Annotated in this window: 14 protein-coding genes; 5 read left to right on the forward strand and 9 right to left on the reverse strand. The window is 72.3% G+C overall.

The genetic code is table 11. The features are described 5' to 3' along the window. Positions 1-64: 64 nt before the first annotated feature. On the forward strand, positions 65-2,077 hold the full coding sequence (locus ACWD01_RS00750) for an FAD/NAD(P)-binding protein (protein ID WP_451156649.1): 2,013 nt from the start codon (positions 65-67) through the stop codon (positions 2,075-2,077). A 50-nt stretch (positions 2,078-2,127) separates the two neighbouring features. Here ACWD01_RS00750 and ACWD01_RS00755 read toward each other — a convergent pair whose 3' ends face one another. Further along, a complete protein-coding gene (locus ACWD01_RS00755; RefSeq protein WP_451156651.1) occupies positions 2,128-2,700 on the reverse strand; it encodes a CGNR zinc finger domain-containing protein in 573 nt (190 codons plus the stop codon). 159 nt (positions 2,701-2,859) lie between these two features. Between ACWD01_RS00755 and ACWD01_RS00760 the strand changes: the two genes are divergently transcribed. Further along, positions 2,860-3,315, forward strand: a complete 456-nt coding sequence (locus ACWD01_RS00760) for a VOC family protein (protein ID WP_451156653.1) — start codon at positions 2,860-2,862, stop codon at positions 3,313-3,315. A gap of 197 nt (positions 3,316-3,512) precedes the next feature. Here the strand turns inward: ACWD01_RS00760 and ACWD01_RS00765 are convergent, their stop codons facing one another. The 3 genes from ACWD01_RS00765 to ACWD01_RS00775 all read right to left on the reverse strand — a co-directional run bounded on the left by ACWD01_RS00765 (position 3,513) and on the right by ACWD01_RS00775 (position 7,993). Continuing rightward, positions 3,513-3,980, reverse strand: a complete 468-nt coding sequence (locus ACWD01_RS00765; RefSeq protein WP_451156655.1) for a cupin domain-containing protein — start codon at positions 3,978-3,980, stop codon at positions 3,513-3,515. Positions 3,981-4,216: 236 nt separating this feature from the next. Continuing rightward, positions 4,217-7,414 (reverse strand): S41 family peptidase, encoded by a 3,198-nt coding sequence (locus ACWD01_RS00770; protein ID WP_451156657.1) that lies wholly within the window; start codon positions 7,412-7,414, stop codon positions 4,217-4,219. A 45-nt stretch (positions 7,415-7,459) separates the two neighbouring features. After that, positions 7,460-7,993, reverse strand: a complete 534-nt coding sequence (locus ACWD01_RS00775; protein ID WP_451156659.1) for a hypothetical protein — start codon at positions 7,991-7,993, stop codon at positions 7,460-7,462. 73 nt (positions 7,994-8,066) lie between these two features. On the opposite strand from ACWD01_RS00775, the gene ACWD01_RS00780 reads away from it, so the two are divergent. After that, positions 8,067-8,456 carry a hypothetical protein gene (locus ACWD01_RS00780; RefSeq protein WP_451156661.1) on the forward strand — a complete coding sequence of 130 codons (390 nt, stop codon included), beginning with the start codon at positions 8,067-8,069 and terminating at the stop codon, positions 8,454-8,456. A gap of 22 nt (positions 8,457-8,478) precedes the next feature. Here ACWD01_RS00780 and ACWD01_RS00785 read toward each other — a convergent pair whose 3' ends face one another. From ACWD01_RS00785 to hrcA, 4 genes are all read right to left on the reverse strand, one after another. Continuing rightward, positions 8,479-9,222, reverse strand: coding sequence for a 16S rRNA (uracil(1498)-N(3))-methyltransferase (locus tag ACWD01_RS00785; protein WP_451156663.1), 744 nt, complete (start codon positions 9,220-9,222; stop codon positions 8,479-8,481). Then, positions 9,222-10,295 carry a nitronate monooxygenase gene (locus ACWD01_RS00790; RefSeq protein WP_451156665.1) on the reverse strand — a complete coding sequence of 358 codons (1,074 nt, stop codon included), beginning with the start codon at positions 10,293-10,295 and terminating at the stop codon, positions 9,222-9,224. Before ACWD01_RS00790 ends, ACWD01_RS00785 begins: the two co-directional genes overlap by 1 nt. 731 nt (positions 10,296-11,026) lie before the next feature. Beyond that, positions 11,027-12,163: a molecular chaperone DnaJ gene (gene dnaJ / locus ACWD01_RS00795; RefSeq protein ID WP_451156667.1), complete on the reverse strand. Its 1,137-nt coding sequence runs from the start codon at positions 12,161-12,163 to the stop codon at positions 11,027-11,029. Continuing rightward, positions 12,164-13,189 (reverse strand): heat-inducible transcriptional repressor HrcA, encoded by a 1,026-nt coding sequence (gene hrcA / locus ACWD01_RS00800; RefSeq protein WP_356889918.1) that lies wholly within the window; start codon positions 13,187-13,189, stop codon positions 12,164-12,166. Between the two features lie 188 nt (positions 13,190-13,377). On the opposite strand from hrcA, the gene ACWD01_RS00805 reads away from it, so the two are divergent. Further along, positions 13,378-14,100, forward strand: a complete 723-nt coding sequence (locus ACWD01_RS00805; RefSeq protein WP_451156669.1) for an MBL fold metallo-hydrolase — start codon at positions 13,378-13,380, stop codon at positions 14,098-14,100. Positions 14,101-14,125: 25 nt separating this feature from the next. Further along, the gene (locus ACWD01_RS00810) at positions 14,126-14,938 is read left to right on the forward strand and encodes a DUF3097 domain-containing protein (protein ID WP_451156671.1); all 813 of its coding nucleotides are present in this window, start codon (positions 14,126-14,128) and stop codon (positions 14,936-14,938) included. Here ACWD01_RS00810 and ACWD01_RS00815 read toward each other — a convergent pair. Continuing rightward, entirely contained in the window at positions 14,916-15,494 is a 579-nt protein-coding gene (locus tag ACWD01_RS00815) for a Uma2 family endonuclease (protein WP_451156673.1), read from the reverse strand. The genes ACWD01_RS00810 and ACWD01_RS00815 overlap by 23 nt on opposite strands. Positions 15,495-15,589: the final 95 nt, after the last annotated feature.

Here is a 15,589-nt window from a genome sequence, read left to right on the forward strand (position 1 = left end):
CTCTCGCGCCCCCGCACGGCGTGGCGCTCCTCCACACCACCTAGGAAGCCCTGTGCCCGGAGACATGTCCCGACATCCCCTTGTCATCGCCGTCGTCGGCAGCGGCCCGCGCGGCATCTCCGTCCTGGAGCGTCTCGCCGTCCGGGCGACCGCCGAGGCCGAAGGAGCGGCGGCCGGCGGCAGTGCGCCACGCCCCGTCCGGATCCATCTGATCGACTCCACCGAGGTCGGCGCCGGCCGGGTGTGGCGGACCGACCAGGACGACTGGTTCACCATGAACACGGTCATCAGCCAGGTGACCATGTACTCCGGAGACCCCGACGACGGCCCCGCCCGGCCCGGGGCGGGTCCCTCGCTCGGCCAGTGGATCGAGGAGCGGGCCCGGCTGGGCGAGGAGCCGCTCGGCCCCGACGACTACGCGCCCCGCGTCCGCTACGGCCACTATCTCGCCGACGTCCTCGGCACCGTCGTCCGCGGTCTGCCGGACCATGTCGAGTTCGTACCGGTCACCGGCCGGGTCACCGCGCTGCGGTCCGGCTCCGACGGCGGCTACCTCATGACCCTGGACTGCGCCCCGCACCTGCTGGAGGCGGACCGGGTCGTCCTCGCCACCGGTCATCCCGTCAACGCCCCGGACGACTTCGAGCGCGAGATGCTCGACTTCGCCGCGCGCACGCCGGGCACCCGCTACCTCTGCGGCGACTCCACCGCGGACATGCCGCTCGCGGAGGAGTCCGTCCCGGCCGGCAGCACGGTGGGGATCCGGGGCATCGGCCTCTCCTTCTACGACGTGATGCTGTCGCTGACCGTCGGCCGCGGCGGCGCGTTCCGCACCGGCGCGAGCGGCAGGCTGGAGTATGCACCCAGTGGCCGTGAGCCGCGCATCGTCGCCGGTTCGCGCAGTGGGCTGCCCATTCCCGCCCGGGGCCGCAACCAGAAGGAGCCGTCCTACAGTCACCGGGCCCTGTTCCTCACCCGGGACGCGGTGCTCGCGGCGCGGGCGGCCCGCCGGGAGGCGGGCGGCACCGGTCAGCTGGACTTCGCGGAGGACGTGCTGCCGCTGCTGCTCCACGAGGTCGAGCACGTCTACTACCTGACCCATGTGAGGATCGCCCGTGGGCGGGCGGCCGCGGCCGCCTTCGCCGAGGCGCACGCGGCCGCGCTGCGCTCGGGGAAGGACCGGCGCACCCTGCTCGCCGAGGCGGGCGTGGCGGACGTCCCGCCGATCGATCTGGAGGCCCTCGCCCGCCCGTTCGGCGACGAGCGCTTCGACTCTCCGGAGGAGTTCCGGGCGCGGCTGCTGAAGGTGATGGACGAGGATCTCTCGGCCGCGGGGCTCGGCACCGTGGACGGCCCGCTCAAGTCCGCCCTGGACGTGCTCCGGGACATCCGCAACGTGGTGCGGGAGGCCGTCGACTTCGGCGGCCTGCTGCCCGAGTCGCACACCGGGTTCTTCCACCGCCGCTTCCTGCCGGTCAACGCCCTGCTGTCGGCGGGACCGCCGATGTACCGGGTCGAACAGCTGCGAGCCCTGATCCATCGGGGCGTGGTGGAGGTGGCGGGCCCGGCGACCCGCTTCACCGCCGACGACCGGGCGGGCGGCTTCCTGGTGTCCTCGCCGCAGGTGGCGGGCTCCGAGCGGCTGGTCCACACGCTCGTCGACGCCCGCATTCCCACCCCTGACCTGCGCCGCGACACCTCTCCGCTGACCCGCCGGCTCATCGAGGAGGGCATGGTCCGCGCGTACGTGATCGAGGGCCCCGCGGGAAGCCGGTACGTCACCGGCGGGCTGGAGGTGACGGACAGTCCGTTCCATGTGGTGAACGCCGCCGGTGTCCCGCAGCCCGATCTGTACGCCCTCGGCATCCCGACCGAGCACACCCGGTGGTTCACCCAGGTCGGCAGCAGCCGCCCGGGGGTCTCCACGCTCTTCTACCGGGACGCGGACGCGATCGCGGCGGACGCCCTGCGCCCGCTCGGCTCTCCGGGCGAGCGGACCGGAAACCGCGGGACGGAGGGGGCGTTCGTCCCCCGCCAGACCGGCGGCGGCCCGGGCATGGTCACCGCCGACCGGTGAGGCGAACCGCGAGCCGGCCCGCGGTTCGCCGGTGACGGCGGCGCCACGGGTCAGGCCGGCCGGACGCGGGCCTGGTGCCGCTGCGCCTTGGCCCGGTTGCCGCAGCCGGCCATGGAGCACCAGCGGCGGGTGCCGTTCTTGGACACGTCGTAGAAGTGCAGCACGCACGACGGGTTGGCGCAGTGCCGGATGCGTTCCGGGCGGTCGGCGAGGAGCCGCAGATAGGACTCGACCGCCACCCAGGCGGGCAGCCAGGACGGCGTGTCCGCCTCGATGACGGTGCCCGGGCCGTCGGGGCGCAGGACGTGTCGTATCCGGCCGTGGTCGAGCACGGCGTTGACGGCCTCCACCGCGGCCGGGCCGGGGGCGGCGGGACTCGCGATGGCCTGGTCGAGCGCGGCGCGGGCCCGAAGGAGCTGGTCCAGGGTGTGGGCGCCGGCGGGCACGGATGCTCCGCCGAGGGCGTCGCGTACCGCCGCGCTGTTCAGCCACACCGCCAGTCCGTCGACGCCGGACAGCAGATCGTGATGGCCCGCGCCGTCGATCCAGCGGGTGTTGAGCAGATCGATGCCGAGGGGCTCGCCGGTCAGCGGCCTCGGGTCTGCCGCGGCGGTTGAGGTCACGGTTCAGGTCCTTTCTGTGCGGTCGGCGTGCTGGTCCCACCCATGATAACCGGTCATCCGTTGATCACCGGTTGACACAGTCGCGATCTAACCATTAAATTCGCGTTCAACGGTTACGAGAGCGGCTCGCGACCCTGGATCGAAGGCATGTGATCGACGATGAGCAAGGCCACCGACCTGCAGACCGGCCACATCGGGCTGAACGTCACCGAACTGGACCGCTCGCTCGCCTTCTACCGCGAGGTCTTCGACTTCGAGGTCATGGCAGAGGGCAAGGAGGACGACCGCCGCTGGGCCTTCCTCGGCCGCGGCAGCCGCATGATGGTGGCGCTCTGGCAGCAGAGCGAGGGCTCCTTCGCCGCCGACCGCCCCGGCCTGCACCACCTGTCCTTCCAGGTGGACACCGTCGAGGACGTCCGGGCCGCCGAGGAGGTGCTGCGCGGTCTCGGCGCCGAGTTCACCTACCAGGGCGTCGTCCCGCACGGGGAGAACGGCACCTCCGGCGGCATCTTCTTCACCGACCCCGACGGCACCCGCCTGGAGATCTACGCACCCACCGGCGCGGACCCGGCCGACGCCCCGACCGCCGGCGCACCCACCTGCGGCTTCTTCTAGGAACCCGGCGGACGACCGGGTGTTTCCGCAGAAAAGCCGGCCCGGTGGACCCGGCCGCCCCACACAACGGTGATCGCAGCCGTCATTCGAATTGCTCGCATTACTGGAATGGCGCGGATCGTCCGGGGCTTCCGGAAAAGGAAAATCCGGTTCTCCCCGTCCATGAAAGGACGGGAAGAACCGGGTCGTCTCCCGAATCAGTCGAAGTTGCAGTGGGCCGGGGCGTCGCGCTCGTAACGCAGCGGAGCTCCCTCAGGCTGGAGATACGTGAGGTGCAGCTCGATGGGCTCCGTACCCTCGTTCACGCCGTTCAGAGGGAGGTCGCCCTGCTTGATGAACGACGTACCCTGCGGGAACACCTCTTCGGTGCAGTCGGCGTTCTTGCGGACGATAGTCCCCTTCTGCACGGTCAGGATCACCAGCCCCGGGTGCACGTGCCAACCGGTGTCGCCGCCGGGCTGGATCGTCAGGGTCTGCTCCACGACGTTCGTGACGTTCCTGACCCGGAGGTCGTGGGGAACCGTGAACTTGCCCTCCGCGGTGGTCACGGCGGTCAGGTCGTGCGCCGGGCTCGCCGTGGCGACACTGCCGACGCCGGCCAGTACGGCAGCCGCGGCAACGGCCGCCAGCATCTTGCCCCGTCGAGACACATCAATGCGCTTCATTTTTCTTCCTTCGATATAACACCCGCACCGCAGGCGCGCTAATAACCGGTTCCGCCAGCTGGAAACCTGGGAATAAATTTATCCCGCGCGCGAGGTCTGGCTCATTCGATCAGCCGATAGGGGGAAACGAAAAAGCCAATACCATCGACGAGCAGCCAAGAAGGAATGAAAGAGGGGCCAGAAAATAGGGTGTCCCGGACCCTGACGGGCCCGGGACACCACAAACAGGGGATGCCCTACGGCAGCGACGGCGGCTGCTTCGGCGGCGCCTCGGCCAAGGAGGCCAGCGCCAGGCGGATCGCCTCGTCCAGCTGCGGGTCGCGCCCCGCCGCCTGGTCCTGAGGCGTCGCGACGACCTCGACGTCCGGGTCGACACCCCGGTTCTCCACGTCCCAGCCGTAACCCTCCAGCCAGAAGGCGTACTTCGGCTGGGTGACCAGCGTGCCGTCCACGAGGGAGTAACGGCTGTCGATGCCGATGACACCGCCCCAGGTGCGCGTGCCGACGACGGGGCCGATGCCGAGCGCCTTGATCGCCGCGTTGACGATGTCGCCGTCGGAGCCCGAGAACTCGTTGGCGACGGCGACGACCGGGCCGCGCGGCGCGTCCAGCGGATAGCTGGACGGCTGCATGCCGCGCGGCAGGTCCCAGCCGACGATGCGGCGGGCCAGCTTCTCCACGACGAGCTGCGACGTGTGACCGCCGCGGTTCTCCCGTACGTCGACCACCAGCCCGTCCTTCGCGACCTCGACCCGCAGATCGCGGTGGATCTGGGCCCAGCCGGGCGCCTGCATGTCGGGGACGTGCAGATAGCCGAGGCGGCCGCCGGACTTCTCGTGGACGTAGGCGCGCCGGTCGGCGACCCACGCGTGGTAGCGCAGCGGTTCCTCGTCGGCGAGGGGGACGACGACGGCGTGCCGCGGGTCACCGCCGCCGGCCGGGGAGACGGTCAGCTCGACCGGCTTGCCCGCCGCCCCGACGAGCAGCGGTCCCGGGCCCTTGACCGGGTCGACCGGCCTGCCGTCCACCGCGAGCAGCGTGTCGCCGGCCCGCAGGGCGACGCCGGGTGCGGCGAGCGGGGAGTGCGCGTGGGGGTCGGAGGTCTCGGACGGCAGGATGCGGTCGATGCGCCAGGCGCCGTCGTCCGTACGGGAGATGTCCGCGCCGAGCAGCCCCTGCCGGGTGGCGGCGTCCCCGTGACCGCCGGGCGGCATGACGTACGCGTGCGAAGTGCCCAGCTCGCCCTGGACCTCCCACAGGAGGTCCACGAGGTCGTCGTGGGTCGCGACCCGGTCGAGGACGGGCCGGTAGCGGTCCAGGACGCCGTCCCAGTCGACGCCGCCGAGGTCGGGCCGCCAGAAGTGGTCGCGCATGAGGCGCCCGGCCTCGTCGTACATCTGCCGCCATTCGGCGGCCGGTTCGACGGTGCGCCGCACTCGGGACAGGTCGACGGTGATGCTCGCGGCGTCGTCGCCGGCGTCGTGGGACGCCTCGCGGTCGCTGGGAACGACCCTGAGCTTGCCGCCGGTGTAGAGCAGAGCCCGCTTGCCGTCGCCGCTGACGCGGAAGTAGGAGGCGTCGGAGGAGAGTTCCTCGACCCGCTGACGCCCGAGGTCGTACCGCTCGAGGGTGGTCTTCGGCTCCGGGTCCTCGGGCGTGGCACGGGTCGCGCCGAGGACGCCGCGCATCGGGTGGCGCAGCCACAGCAGGCCGTCCTTGGCGGCGCGCAGGGTGGAGTAGCTGGCGGCCTCGACGGGGAACGGCACTATCCGGTCGGCCAGTCCGTCGAGGTCGATGCGGGTGACGGGCTCCGCGTTCTCGTCCGTGTCCTGCGCGTTGTCCTTGTCCGAGTCGAAGGCCCGCCCGTGCCGCTGCGGCCCGAACGGCGAGGGTGTCGTGGCCGCCAGTGTGATGAGGTGCGGCCGGCATCCGCCGACGAAGGCCAGGTCGAAGACGTGTGCGTCGTAGACCGGGTCGAAGGCGCGCTCGGAGAGGAACGCGAGGTGCTTGCCGTCGAGGGTGAACGCCGGCTGGAAGTCGGCGAAGCGCAGCGGCGTCGCCTCCGAGACGGTCAGGTCACCCGTGTTGGCGAGTTTGATCTGCCGCAGCGGGCTGGGGCCGGGGTGCGACCAGGCGAGCCAGGACGAGTCGGGCGAGAAGACCAGGCCGTCGGCGTCGCCGTGCTCGCTGCGGTCGACCTCGCGCACCTCGCCGGTCTCGCGCTCGACGAGCAGCACCCGGCCGTCGTGCGAGGCGACGGCGGCGCGGCTGCCGTCGGGGGCGACGGCCAGGTTCAGTACGCGGCCGAGCCGGCCGGCGGCGAGCCTGCGCGGTGTGGCGCCGGCGGCGGTGCCGGTGGCGGGCGCGAACTCGAGCGCGTCGTCGCCCTCCGCGTCGGTCACCCAGACGACGTGCTGCTCGCCGTCGACACGGAACGTGCGCGGCATTCTGGCGCGCACGCCGGGCTCGGCGGCGAGCGAACGGGCCGGTCCTTCGCGGTGGGTGACCCAGTGGACGCCGCCGCGGATCTCGACGGCGCTGCCGCGGCCGGTGTGGTCGGGCGCAGCGCCGCCGAGGTGGTCGGCGGCGTCGATCGGGCGCGGCTGCAGATCGGTGCGCTGTCCGCCGAGCCGGAGGTCGAGCCGGCGCGGCTCCGCGCCCTCCAGGTCGTCCAGGAGCCACAGTTCACCGGCGCTCGCGTAGGCGACGCGGGTGCCGTCGGTCGCGGCGTGGCGGGCGTAGAAGCCGTCGAGGGGCGTGTGGCGGCGCAGGTCGGAGCCGTCGGGCAGCGACGAGTACAGGGCGCCGACGCCCTCGTGGTCACTGAGGAAGGCGGCGCGGCCGCCGGCCCAGAGCGGGTACTCGATGTTCCCGTCGATGTCCTCGTGGAGGCGTACGAACTCCCCGTCGCCGTCGCGGTCGATCCACAACTTGCCCGCCGTGCCGCCGCGGTAGCGCTTCCAGGCGGCGGCCTCGCGTCCCATGGTGGCCGACAGCAGCAGCGTGTGCGGGCCGTACGCGACACCGCCGACCGGCCCGTACGGCAGGCGGGTGGCGGGGCCGCCGTCGAGCGGCACCGCGTGCGCCCAGCTGCGGCGCAGGGACGCCTGGCCGTGGGTGGTGAGCGCCAGCACCCGGCCGTCCGGGGTCCAGCCCCGTACGGAGGTCCGGTAGCTCCCCCAGTGGGTGAGCCGCTCGGAGGGGCCGCCGTCGACGGGGGCGACATGCACCTCCGGCAGGCCGTCGCGGGAGGAGGACCACGCGATACGGGTGCCGTCGGGCGAGATCCTGGGATGGTTCACGGGCATGTTGTCGGCGCTCACGCGCCACGCCCGGCCGCCGTCGAGCGGCGCGACCCAGACGTCGTCCTCGGCGGTGAAGGCGATCAGGTCACCGTGCAGATGCGGATACCGGAGGTAGGCAGGGTGCGTCACACCGTCACCCTAGGCAGGCCGGGGCCCCGGGGTGAGGGTTTTGGATCACTTGGCCGGAACGGCGGTCACTGTTTCGGTCACCGTCACGGTGACCGCGGGCCCCGGCGCACCGGGAACACCGGGGGTCCGGCTCGGCGTGGGCGTGCCGCTCGGCGTGTTCGTACAGTCCCCGAGCATCGTCGCCCGGAACACGGTCTTCTTCTCGATCTTGGCGATCAGATCTCCGCGGACGCACTTCCCCGCCCGCTCCTCCGTCACCGTGCCGGTGACGGTGATGGCCTGCCGGGAACGGGTCTCCCCCTGGCAGTCGACGGCGGCGCGGGCCGGCACGGACGGCGAGGGCGACTGCGAGCCGCCGGCCGTCACCGCGCCGCCTTCGGTCCGCGCGGTGCAGTTGAGCCAGGCGACGTCGAACGTCAGGCGCTCGAGGGTGCTGGTCACGGTCCGGTCCGTGGTCACGGCCACGGCGGCGGAGTTCAGCCCGCCGGCGGCGGGTTCACAGGCGGCCAGGCCACCGACCGCCGCTGCTGCGGCGGCGGTTGCGGCGAGGACGCGCGGCACTCTGGTCCGGGCGGGCATGAGGCCAGAGTGCCACCGGGCGCCCGTACGGAAAAGAGTGGTTGTGGCCAGGTACGGCCCGTACGGTCGTGCGATGACCAAGAAGCTCGACCGGGTGCGCCGGCTGGGGATCGACGCGGAGACCGCCTACCTCTGGTCCGTACGCCACCGGCACACCCGGACGGCGGACACCGTCACCGACTGCCGTCTGGTGCTGTCCCTCCGGCGGGAGGGCACACGGCAACGGCTCGAGATCACCTTCCGGGCAGCGCCGGGCCGGATCGTCTCCACCGGCTACTGGGAGTCCGGCACGGTCGTCTCGCACGACAGCTGGCTCAATCTGTACGAACCGGGCGTGGTGCGGCGGCTGTTGGACACGGCAGCCCGCGGAACGATGCCGGCCCGCGCGGGGGCCGCCGAGGTCGACGGGTGGCCGCTGTTCGACGCGGTGACGGCGGCCGGCCCGAAGGCTCCCGCGGGCTGACGCCCGCCGCCGGCCGGCCGGTTCAGGACCAGCGGCCCGTACGCCCCAGCAGGAGCGCCGTCGCCGCCGTACCCGCCGTGGAGGTGCGCAGCACGCTGCGGCCGAGCCGGTACGGCTTCGCGCCGGCCTGCGTGAACACGGTCAGTTCGTCCGGGGAGACCCCGCCCTCGGGGCCGACGACCAGCACGATGGATCCCGTCTCCGGAAGGTCCGCCGTCGCCAGCGGCTGCGCGCCCTCCTCGTGGAGCACCGCCGCGAAGTCCGCCGCCGCCAGAAGTGCCGCCACCTGCTTGGTCGTCGCGCTCTCCGCCACTTCGGGGAAGCGCAGCCGGCGGGACTGCTTGCCCGCCTCACGGGCCGTCGCCCGCCACTTGGCCAGCGACTTGGCGCCGCGTTCGCCCCGCCACTGGGTGATGCAGCGCGCCGCGGCCCACGGCACGACCGCGTCGACACCGGTCTCCGTCATGGTCTCCACGGCCAGTTCACCGCGGTCGCCCTTCGGCAGTGCCTGCACAACGGTGATACGGGGCGCCGGCTCCGGCTCCTCGGGGCACTCGCGCACCTCGGCCACCAGGCGGTCCTTGCCCTCGGTGGAGACGACGGAGCCGGCGGCGCCGCGGCCGAGGCCGTCCGTAAGGACAATCTGCTCACCGGGCTGGAGCCTGCGCACGGAGACCGCGTGCCGCCCCTCGGGACCGTCAAGGGTGACGGACGCGCCCGGAGCGACCCCTGCGAGCGACTCGACGAGAAAGACCGGAGCGGTCATCACACACCACCGCCGTGCGCGAACGCGGCCCGTGCCGTGTCGGCTTCGGCGGCGAGCACGCCCACCAACTGGGCGGCGGGCATCTCCCGCGCCAGCCGGTGGCCCTGGCCGGCCCACAGCGCCATGCCCTGCGCGTCGCCCGCCTTCGCCGCGGCCTTGCGCAGTCCGCTCGTCAGCTGGTGCACATCGGGATACGCGGCCGGCGCGTACGGCCCGTGCTCCCGCATGAACCGGTTGACCAGGCCCCGCGCGGGCCGCCCGGAGAACGCGCGTGTCACGTCGGTGCGGACGAACAACGGGTTGGTCATCGCCTGCTTGTGCAGCGGATGCGCGCCCGACTCGGGGCACACCAGGAACGCCGTACCGAGCTGTGCGACGCTCGCGCCGGCCGCCAGTACGGCGGCGATCTGGCTGCCGCGCATCAGGCCGCCAGTGGCTACGACGGGCAACTCCACGGTCTCCCTCACCAGTTGGATCAGCGTCAGCAGTCCGTAGCCGGAGCCGTCGCCCGCCGGGTCGTCGCGGTGCGTGCCCTGGTGGCCGCCCGCCTCGACGCCCTGCACGCACACGGCGTCGGCGCCGCACCACTGTGCGGTCTGCGCCTCCTCCGGTGTGGTGACGGTCACGATCGTGTAGGTGCCCGCCTTGGTGAAGGACTCCAGCACCGGGCGGGTGGGGCAGCCGAAGGTGAACGAGACCACGGGGACCGGGTCGTCGAGCAGTATCGCGAGCTTCGCCTCGTAGCCGTCGTCCCGCCCCTGGTCCGGGTCCCCGAGAGGCGTCTCGTACCAGGTGGCCTCACCGGCCAGCTGCTGCCGGTACACCCCCACGGCGGCGGGGTCGGCGGTGCCGGGCTGCGGCATGAACAGATTGACGCCGAAGGGTCGGGCCGTGAGCGCGCGGACCTGCTGGATCTCCTGGTACATCCCGTCGGCCGTCTTGTACCCGGCGGCGAGGAAACCCAGCCCGCCGGTCTCGGACACGGCCGCCGCGAGTTGCGGGCAGGAGGCGCCGCCGGCCATGGGGGCCTGCACGATCGGATGCCGGCAGAGATCGGTCAGCGCGGAGGACATGCAGGCATCGTGCCACGTCCCCACGGGCCGAGCCGAATCCCCCGTTCCGCTCTTCGGGAACGTGCGCCCACGCCCGAACCGGGCCGCGCCTCAATCGCCGCCGGAGCTCGTTGACCGGCCCCGTCGGGGCTCCGCCCCGAACCCCGCGCCTCAAACGCCGGCGGGGCTGGGTTACCCGGTTCCGTGCCGGCCCGGCGGCTCGAGCACCCCGCGCGGAGGCTGGGTCGGCCGCTCCAGGCGTGCACCGCGCTCCGCGCGGCGTTTCGGAGGCTCCGCCCCCACACCCCCGCGCCTCGAACGCCGGCGAGGCTGAAGTGGCCGGGGCACATCCCCCCGCGCCTCACCCCTACGGCCTGGCGGCCGTGGGTGGGGGTACCTCCCACGCCGCCAGGCGTAGGGGGAGTGCCCCCAGCGAGGCTGGATGTGCCCGGCTCGGGGCTGGTTGCCGCGCAGCGGCATTTCCAGCCCGGCCCGGGGGCACCTCCCACGGACGCCAGGCCGTAGGGGGAGTTTGAGGCCACCGCGCGGAGCGCGGTACCGGGCCCGGGCGGAGCCCGGGCCCGCCCACCCAGCGACACTGGGCCCAAAAGCCCGAGTCCCCATCCGTCGCCCGGAAGGGCCGGACGGGGCCCCGGGGCGGGGGCCCACCCTGGCCCGGACGCCGGGATGACCCCGGGGCCCGAGTGCCAACCCTGCCGCCTGGAAGGCGGCGCACGCCCCGGTCAGAACGCCTAGCGCCCGTTGAACGCGTCCTTCAGGCGGGAGAAGAGCCCCTGCTGCCCCGGCTGAAACTGACCGAGCGGCCGCTCCTCACCCCTCAGCTTCGCCAGATCCCTCAGCAGCCGCTCCTGCTCCACGTCCAGCTTCGACGGGGTCGTCACCTCGACGTGGACGATCAGGTCGCCGCGGCCGCCGCCGCGCAGGTGCGTGATGCCGCGCCCGTGGAGCGGGATCGACTGGCCGGACTGGGTGCCGGGGCGGATGTCGACCTCCTCCATGCCGTCGAGCGTCTCCAGCGGGCACTTCGTGCCGAGCGCCGCCGCCGTCATGGGGATCGTCACCGTGCAGTGCAGGTCGTCGCCGCGCCGCTGGAAGACGGGGTGGGCGACCTCGTGGATCTCGACGTACAGGTCACCGGCGGGGCCGCCGCCCGGGCCGACCTCGCCCTCGCCCGCGAGCTGGATCCGGGTGCCGTTGTCGACACCGGCCGGGATCTTCACGGTCAGGGTGCGACGCGAGCGCACCCGCCCGTCGCCGGCGCACTCGGGGCACGGCGTGGGGACGACCGTGCCGAAGCCCTGGCACTGCGGGCAGGGCCGCGACGTCATGACCTGGCCCAGGAAGGACCGCGTCACCTGCGACACCTCGCCGCGCCCGCGGCACATGTCACAGGTCTGCGCGGACGTACCGGGCGCGGCGCCCTCGCCCGAGCAGGTCGTGCAGACGACGGCCGTGTCGACCTGGATGTCCTTCGTCGTGCCGAAGGCCGCCTCGTTGAGGTCGATCTCGAGGCGGATCATCGCGTCCTGGCCGCGGCGCGTACGCGAGCGTGGCCCACGCTGCGACGCCGTACCGAAGAACGCGTCCATGATGTCCGAGAAGTTGCCGAAGCCGCCCGCGCCGAAGCCTCCGGCGCCACTGCCTCCGGCCTGCGAGAGCGGGTCTCCGCCGAGGTCGTAGACCTGCTTCTTCTGCGGGTCGGAGAGCACCTCGTACGCGGCGTTGATCTCCTTGAAGCGCTCCTGCGTCTTCGGGTCCGGATTCACGTCCGGGTGGAGTTCGCGCGCGAGGCGGCGGAAGGCCTTCTTGATCTCGTCCTGCGATGCGTCGCGGCGCACGCCGAGTACGGCGTAGTAGTCCGTGGCCACTTACGACTCCGCCAGGATCTGTCCGACGTAACGTGCCACTGCGCGTACCGCTCCCATCGTTCCGGGGTAGTCCATGCGGGTCGGTCCGACCACGCCGAGTTTGGCGACTGCCTCGTCGCCCGAACCGTAGCCGACGGAGACCACGGACGTGGAGTTGAGTCCTTCATGGGCGTTCTCATGACCGATTCGTACGGTCATGCCCATGCCGCCGGACTCATTCGCCTCCCCGAGCAGCTTGAGCAGCACCACATGCTCCTCGAGCGCCTCCAGCACCGGCCGGATGGTCAGCGGGAAGTCGTGGCCGAAGCGGGTCAGATTGGCGGTGCCGCCGATCACGAGCCGTTCCTCGGTCTCCTCGACCAGGGTCTCGAGCAGGGTGGACAGCACCGTGGAGACGGTACCGCGGTCCTCGTGCTCGAAGGATTCGGGAAGGTCCTGCACCAGCTGCGGCACATCCGCGAAGCGGCGTCCCACGACCCGGCTGTTGAGCCGGGCCCGCAGGTCCGCGAGCGAGGTGTCGCCGAACGGCGCGGGGCAGTCGATCATGCGCTGCTCCACCCGGCCGGTGTCCGTGATCAGCACGAGCATCAGACGGGCGGGAGCGAGGGAGAGGAGTTCCACATGCCGGACCGTGGACCGGGTCAGCGAGGGGTACTGGACGACGGCGACCTGCCGGGTCAGCTGCGCCAGCAGCCGGACCGTGCGGCCCACGACGTCGTCGAGGTCGACCGCCCCGTCCAGGAAGTTCTGGATGGCACGGCGCTCGGGCGACGACAGCGGCTTGACGCCCGCCAGCCGGTCGACGAACAGCCGGTACCCCTTGTCCGTGGGGATCCGGCCGGCGCTGGTGTGCGGCTGGGCGATGAAGCCCTCCTCCTCCAGCACGGCCATGTCGTTGCGGACGGTGGCCGGGGAGACGCCGAGCCTGTGCCGCTCGGTGAGGGCCTTCGAGCCGACGGGCTCCTCGGTGCCGACATAGTCCTGGACGATGGCGCGCAGCACCTCGAGCCTGCGTTCGCTGAGCATTCGCGCACCTCCAGATGTGGTTCCTCGTATGTGGTCTGGCACTCGCCGTGTTCGAGTGCCAACACTCCCCGGCCAGTGTACGGCTGTCGGGTACACGGGTAGCAAGGGTGGCAGACCATGCGGTCGGACACGCTGCCGGGCACGGTCCGCACAGGCGGGCGCGGAGGTGATGCGGATAGCGTCGCCGTATGGACGTCAGTTGGGAAGACTTCGGCTGGGAACGGCTCGCCCTCGGCGTCGGCCGTCGCCGTCTGCCGGGCTGGGACGCGACCGTCGGCCTGGTGATCGGCGCGGACTCCGCGCTGCTGTACGACACGGGCTCGACGCTCCGCGAGGGGGCGCAGATCCGGGCCCAGGCGCAGGCGCTCATGGGCGGCCGCCGGGTGACGCACATCGCACTGAGCCATCCCCACTTCGACCATGTGCTGGGCACGGCCGCCTTCGCGGGCGCGGAGGTGTACGGCGCGGTGGGCCTGGACACGCTGCTGGGCCGGGAGCGGGACGCCGTCCGGGACACCGCGGTACGGCACGGGGTGCCGCCCGACGAGGCGGCGGAGGCGGCGGACCTGCTGGTCGCGCCACACCATCCGGTGTGCGGTGAGTGGACGCTCGATCTCGGCGGCCGCCAGGTGCTGCTCGCCAATGTGGGACCGGGGCACTCGGGGCACGACCTGGCGCTGCTGGTGCCGGGTGAGCCGGAGGTGGTGTTCTGCGGCGACCTGGTGGAGGAGTCCGGCGAGCCGCAGGCGGGCCCGGACGCGATCACCTCCCGGTGGCCCGCCGCGCTGGACCGGCTGCTGGACCTCGGCGGCGAGGAGGCGCTGTACGTCCCGGGGCACGGCGCGGCCGTCGACGCGGCGTTCGTGCGGGCGCAGCGGGAGGAACTGGCGGCGCGTTTCGGCGTGTCGTAGCGCCGGGCGGTCGTATCGTCGTGCGATGCGCAGCTACAGCCCTGATCTCACGCCGCCCTGGAAGCGGTCGAAGCCCGTCCCCGAGGTGCCGGCGGAGCCGGATCTGGTGGTCGAGGAGGTGTCGACCGGCTTCTGCGGCGCGGTGATCCGCTGCGAGGCCGGGACGGTGACCCTGGAGGACCGGTTCGGCAAGCACCGGGTCTTCCCGCTCGAACCGCGCGGCTTCCTGCTGGAGGGCCGGACCGTCACCCTGGTCCGCCCGGCCCCGGCGGCCGCGTCACGCCCGTCCCGTACGGCGTCCGGCTCGCTCGCCGTGCCCGGCGCGCGGGCGCGGGTGGCACGCGCCGGGCGCATCTATGTCGAGGGCCGGCACGACGCGGAGCTGGTGGAGCGGGTGTGGGGTGACGACCTGCGCATCGAGGGCGTGGTGGTCGAGTACCTGGAGGGCGTCGACGACCTGCCGTCGATCGTCGCGGAGTTCGCGCCCGGCCCGGACGCCCGCCTCGGCGTCCTGGTGGACCATCTGGTCGAGGGCTCGAAGGAGTCCCGGCTCGCGGCGTCGGTGACCGACCCGCACGTGCTGGTGGTGGGCCACCCGTACATCGACGTGTGGGAGGCGGTGAAGCCGTCGTCGCTCGGCATCCCGGCGTGGCCGAGGATCCCGCGGGGCCAGGACTGGAAGACGGGCGTGTGCCGGGCGCTGGGCTGGCCGGAGAACACGGGCGCGGCCTGGCAGCACATCCTGTCCAGGGTGACGAGCTACAAGGACCTGGAGCCGTCGCTGCTGGGGCGGGTGGAGGAACTGATCGACTTCGTCACGGCCAGCGGTGAGGCCTGACTCCGGGGAGAGTGCCGAATTCGCCGGTGTCCAACTTGATACCGAGTATGTCCAGCGGAACGGAGTCGCCGAACTTCGTTACCCGCTGGACCTGGTACTCGGCCTTGTCCCCACTGCCGACGGGCTCGGTGAGGAAGACGCACTGGGCCATGATCGGGTCGATGATCAAGTAGGCGGGCACCCTTCCCGCCGCGTAAACCGATCGTTTGACGCCGTAGTCGCGATCGACGCTGGTCTTGGAGACGACTTCGACCAGCATCGTGATCAGCGTAGAGGGGAGCAACCGCCCCGACGGCGGTCCCGCCTCGCGTTCCAGCACCACCAAGTCGGGTACTGGCTCACTGGCCTCGTTCAGGATGTCAATGTCCTGGGTCTGCAGTCGCGCCCAGCGTTGGCGCGGGATCTGATCCAACACAGCTTCCACGATCAGGTTGTGCACCAGATCGGGCCCCGCCATCATCACAATTTCCCCCCGGAGGAGCTCGACCCTGACACCCTCGGGGGCCTCGAAACCCTCGAAGAACTCCGTCATCCCGCGATCGTCCACAGCGGTCATCTCCGTGTCCTCCATTTCCGCCGCGGCCTCTGAGCGGCAGCCTAGGATCAGCCTAGGCACCTACGTGGCGTCTCCGCACCGATTCACTCCGGCGA

The organism is Streptomyces sp. NPDC002835, from assembly GCF_053591995.1.

Excerpts from the sequence above, each read along its gene's own strand:
- ACWD01_RS00750 (WP_451156649.1), top strand. The coding sequence starts at position 65 with ATGTCCCGACATCCCCTTGTCATCGCCGTCGTCGGCAGCGGCCCGCGC.
- ACWD01_RS00760 (WP_451156653.1), top strand. The coding sequence starts at position 2,860 with ATGAGCAAGGCCACCGACCTGCAGACCGGCCACATCGGGCTGAACGTC.
- ACWD01_RS00765 (WP_451156655.1), bottom strand. The coding sequence starts at position 3,980 with ATGAAGCGCATTGATGTGTCTCGACGGGGCAAGATGCTGGCGGCCGTT.
- ACWD01_RS00775 (WP_451156659.1), bottom strand. The coding sequence starts at position 7,993 with ATGCCCGCCCGGACCAGAGTGCCGCGCGTCCTCGCCGCAACCGCCGCC.
- ACWD01_RS00780 (WP_451156661.1), top strand. The coding sequence starts at position 8,067 with ATGACCAAGAAGCTCGACCGGGTGCGCCGGCTGGGGATCGACGCGGAG.
- ACWD01_RS00785 (WP_451156663.1), bottom strand. The coding sequence starts at position 9,222 with ATGACCGCTCCGGTCTTTCTCGTCGAGTCGCTCGCAGGGGTCGCTCCG.
- ACWD01_RS00790 (WP_451156665.1), bottom strand. The coding sequence starts at position 10,295 with ATGTCCTCCGCGCTGACCGATCTCTGCCGGCATCCGATCGTGCAGGCC.
- hrcA (WP_356889918.1), bottom strand. The coding sequence starts at position 13,189 with ATGCTCAGCGAACGCAGGCTCGAGGTGCTGCGCGCCATCGTCCAGGAC.
- ACWD01_RS00805 (WP_451156669.1), top strand. The coding sequence starts at position 13,378 with ATGGACGTCAGTTGGGAAGACTTCGGCTGGGAACGGCTCGCCCTCGGC.
- ACWD01_RS00810 (WP_451156671.1), top strand. The coding sequence starts at position 14,126 with ATGCGCAGCTACAGCCCTGATCTCACGCCGCCCTGGAAGCGGTCGAAG.
- ACWD01_RS00815 (WP_451156673.1), bottom strand. The coding sequence starts at position 15,494 with ATGACCGCTGTGGACGATCGCGGGATGACGGAGTTCTTCGAGGGTTTC.